Annotated in this window: 2 protein-coding genes and 1 pseudogene; all 3 read right to left on the bottom strand. The window is 72.7% G+C overall.

Translation table 11 applies throughout. From position 1 onward, the window contains the following. A pseudogene (locus tag AAHZ94_RS29710) lies at positions 1 to 248 on the bottom strand (hypothetical protein); the annotation flags it as partial. Positions 249 to 261: 13 nt separating this feature from the next. Then, a complete protein-coding gene (locus AAHZ94_RS29705; protein WP_349996795.1) occupies positions 262 to 747 on the bottom strand; it encodes a DUF2563 family protein in 486 nt (161 codons plus the stop codon). Between the two features lie 178 nt (positions 748 to 925). Further along, on the bottom strand, positions 926 to 4051 hold a 3126-nt coding region (locus tag AAHZ94_RS29700; protein ID WP_349996794.1), incomplete at its 5' end, for a beta-ketoacyl synthase N-terminal-like domain-containing protein.

Raw genomic sequence — 4051 nt, 5'->3', positions numbered from 1 at the left:
CTGGCAAAATGACCTAATCGCGATACCTCTAGCGCAAAATCATGTACCCACTCATGAAAAGCGTCAGCACCCTCCCCACGCCATTCCACCCGACCAGCCTGGCCCCTGAGATACCTCCCCACCTCCACGATCTTCGGACCCGCGTCACCAAGTGCATTCCCCGCACCAGCCAACTTGGCCGGATCAGAACCCTGCAACATCGCATGCAGACCTTCGAGGGTCTGCCCCTCGAACTCTCCGTTGCTCACGCCTCCTCGTCTCCTACCTGAAGTCCGAGCCGGAGCCGCCGGTGCCGCCGGTCGGCGTGTCCGTGGGGCTCGACCCGGGCTCGACGGCCTGGTCCGGCTTCGCCGTGGAGTGATCCGTACGCGCGCGGGCCTGGATCTCCTTCAGCCGCGCCGCCTGTCGTGCATCGATGCTGTCGTAGCCGCGGTCCGCGATCTGCACGGCGATGCCCAGCGCTTCAAGTTGCTCGCCCAGCGTCTGGGAGAACTTCTCCAACCGGCTGTGCACCTTGTCGTACATGCTCGCGAGATCGTCCGCCGCGCTGAAACCTGTTCCGTAGGCCGCGCGCGTGATCGACTGGTCGCCGATCTTGCCCTTTGCTGCCGGCGACGTCTCCAAGTCGCGGAGGATCTCATCGATCCTGCCCTTGAAGTGGCTCAACGTCTCGGCCTCGCGGGCGAGGTCCGGCCCGCCCCGCCTGCCGCCTAAGTGACGGCCGCCGTCCTGCTGGTTCTCACTCATCTCTCTCCGCCTCCCCGTACGGCGTAGATGACTTCGCGTATCACTCTAGCCACTCCGAGCGACCCTCCGTGCGGCAATTGGCGACCGCGCCACCGATTACTGGCCGCCGCGCACAGCGCCGCGGGACGCGGCACTCACGGCCACTTCATCCCAACTCTCCTCAAACACCCCTACACCTTCAAAAAGAACAAACCAGGTAGGGCAAACTCCATAGAACATGGATCTTCCACACAACGACGGCCGGAATGGCGGGCCTGCCCGCACAGGACCACGGCACTACGGCGGCACGGTCGCGAAACAGCACGGAGGGGGTGGACGCCGCGTGGCGGGCCCCCCCCCCGCCCGGGCCGGCGCGGGCCGGCGCGGTCCCGATCGCCGTGGCCCCCGCGAAGCGGTCGGAGCGGCGCTTGCGTTCGCCGCCGCCGGCCGGGGTGGTGGCCGCGCCGCCCGGGGTGCCCTCGCGGTAGAGGGTGTCCATCCGCTCGGTGTGCGAGGTGAGCAGGAAGGTCTCAAGGCGCTTGAGCGTGGGGTGGCTGAAGAACAGGTCGGGGGTGAGGGTGAGGCCGAGGCGGCCGGTGAGCTGGGTGGCGAACGCGGCGATGTTGAGGGAGTCGATGCCGTAGTTGGCCAGGTTCTCGTCCGGGTCGAGCTCCTCGGCCGGGATGCCGATGACCTGCCCGGCGGCGTCGGCCAACTCCCAGGCCAGGCACTGCGCGACGGTCCAGCCGCGCATCCTGGACCGCCGGCCATCGCCGGGCGCCTGGGCGGCGGTCGCCGGCTGCTGCTGCGTACGGCTCAGGGTGAGTCCGCCGATGTGGGCGACGACGGTGCCGTCGGCCGCGGCGAATTCGGCGGTGAGGGCCAGCCGGTCGGTGCCTGCTTCGACCCGCGGGGTGAGCAGCGCCCACCGCGCGGGGGCGGCGGCCTGCGGGAAGCGGGCCTCGGCCAGCGCGGTGACGGTGCCTTGGCCGCCCCAGCCGGCGTGTTGCCGTGCGGCGGCCAGACAGGCGTCCAGGTGCGCTGTGGCCGGCAGCGGCGCGGCGTCGGCTGCCGCGTCCGGCGCGAATTCCAGGAGTACGCGGTCCCGGCCGGCGTCGGCCCGCAGCAGGGCCAGGTCGAGCCGGGCCGCGGGCTGCGGCGCGTCCTCGGGGGCTGCGGCGCCGTCGCACACCAGGTACGCGTCCGGGCCCTCGCCCGCGTACAGGGCCCAGTCGACCCGGCCGCCGCCGGCGTCCCGCAGGTCGATGCGGAGCGCGAGTTCGGCCGCGCCGTCCGCGCCGGGCGCGGGGATCGGCGCGTGCCAGACCACCTCGTGCAGGGCGACCGGCTTCGGCTCCCCACCGAGCCCCAACTCGACTGCGGTACGGGCTAGTTCGAGTACGGCACCATGCGTCGGGGCGCCGCCCGTGAACCAGTCGGTCGCGGCGTCGCGAGCGGTGAAGGTGGAGGCGTACCGCAGCCCGCTCACGTCCGAGACGTTGCGGTGCACCAGCGGGTGCAGCCGGGCGGCGCCGCCGGAGACCGCGGCGGGGGTGTGCGTCACCCAGTACTCGGCGTGGTCGAAGGCGTAGGAGGGCAGCCCGGTACGGGCCGGCGGGTGGCCGCCCCACAGGCCGCTGAACGCGGTCGGCTCATGGCCCTGGCAGTAGGCGCGGGCCAACTCGGTGAGCAGGGCGGGGCCGCGGTCGGCGGCGGCTTCGGCCACCAGCTCGTCCAGGGCGCGCCGCTGGGCGGTGGTCACGGTGAACTCGCGCGGCGCCACGCCCCAACTGCCCTCGGGCCCGCCGGGCTGGTCGGCCGCGCGGCGCCGCGCGGCGATCGCGTCGGCCCGGTCGCGTACGACCCGCGCGCAGCGGCGGGCGAGGTGGTGCCGGCCGGCGATCAGGGTGTGGCTGACCGAGGCCAGCAGCCCGGGCCCGACGTCGTCCGGCAGGGCCGCCAAGTGGTCGGCCAGGTCGCGCAGTTGCCGGGCGAGCGCGGTCTCGGTACGGGCCGAGCACAGCAGCAGGTGCCAGGGCGCGGCGGGCTGGTCGCCGAGGCGGGCCAGGTCGCCGCGGTCGGTGCCGTGGCTCTCGACCACCACATGGGCGTTGGTGCCGCTGAAGCCGAAGGAACTGACGGCGGCGCGACGCGGCCGGCCGGCCTCCTCGGGCCAGGCGTGTGCCGTGCGGCTGATGTAGAAGGGGCTTTCGGACCAGCGGACGAAGTCGCTGGTCTGCTCGCAGTTGATGCTCGGCGGGATGATCTCCTTGCGCAGGCCGAGTGCCAGCCCGATGAGGCTGACCAGGCCCGATGCGGCCAGCGCATGGCCGACGTTGGGCTTGGTCGAGGTCAGGGCGCAGAACCCGGTGCGGTCGGTGTGCGGGCGGAACGCCTCGGCCAGCGCATTGATCTCGATCGGGTCGCCGAGCCGGGTGCCGGTGCCGTGGGTGACCAGGTGGCTGAGCGTGTCGGGGGTGACGCCGGCGCGCTCGTACACCTCCTGCAACAGCCGCGTCTGGGCGTTGCCGCTGGGGGCGGTGATGCCGTTGGTCTTGCCGTCGTTGTTGACGCCGCTGGCCAGGACGTTGAGGTAGATGCGGTGGCCGTCGCGCTCGGCGGCGTCGCGCCGCTTGAGGACGACCACGGCCACGGCCTCGGCGGGCACCATGCCGTCGGCGCGCTTGTCGAAGGCGCGGCAGACGCCCTGCGCGGAGAGCATGCCGGCGCCGGCCATCGCGTCGTACTCGCGGGGGGTCGTCAGCAGGTTGGCGCTGGCGACGACGGCGGTGTCGCAGTCGCCGTGGCGCAGGCTCAGGCACGCCTCGTGCAGCGCGACCAGGCTGGAGGAGCAGGCGGTGTTGATGGCGATGCCGGGGCCGGTCAGGTTGAGGAAGTAGGAGAGCCGGGCGGCGAGCACCGCGTTGTGGTTGGAGGTGATGCGCTCTTCTTCGGCGGCGATGCTGCGGTAGTCGCCCTCCTCGACGCCGACGAAGACGCCCACCCGCTCGGCGGCGAGTTGTTCGCGCCCGCAGCCGGCGTCCTCCAGGGCCTTCCACATCTCTTCGAGCAGCAGCCGTTGGCGCGGGTCCATGGCGGCGGCCTCGTTGGGCGCGATCTCGAAGAACAGCGGGTCGAACTCGGCGATCCCGGGCACCGCGCCGACCGGCCGCACCGTCTCGTCGAGCCACCACTCGCGCCGCTCGCGCGGCATCGGGCCGATCACGCTGCGGCCCTCGGCCAGCAGCGTCCCCAGCTCGTCGCCGGTTCGGGCCCCGGGGAAGCGTCCGCGCCTCCCGCTGGGCGCGGACGGCGCGGCGGCCCG

This window comes from Streptomyces sp. HSW2009, from assembly GCF_040240285.1.
Lineage (GTDB): Bacteria > Actinomycetota > Actinomycetes > Streptomycetales > Streptomycetaceae > Streptomyces.
This window is presented reverse-complemented; position numbering and strand designations above follow the sequence as displayed.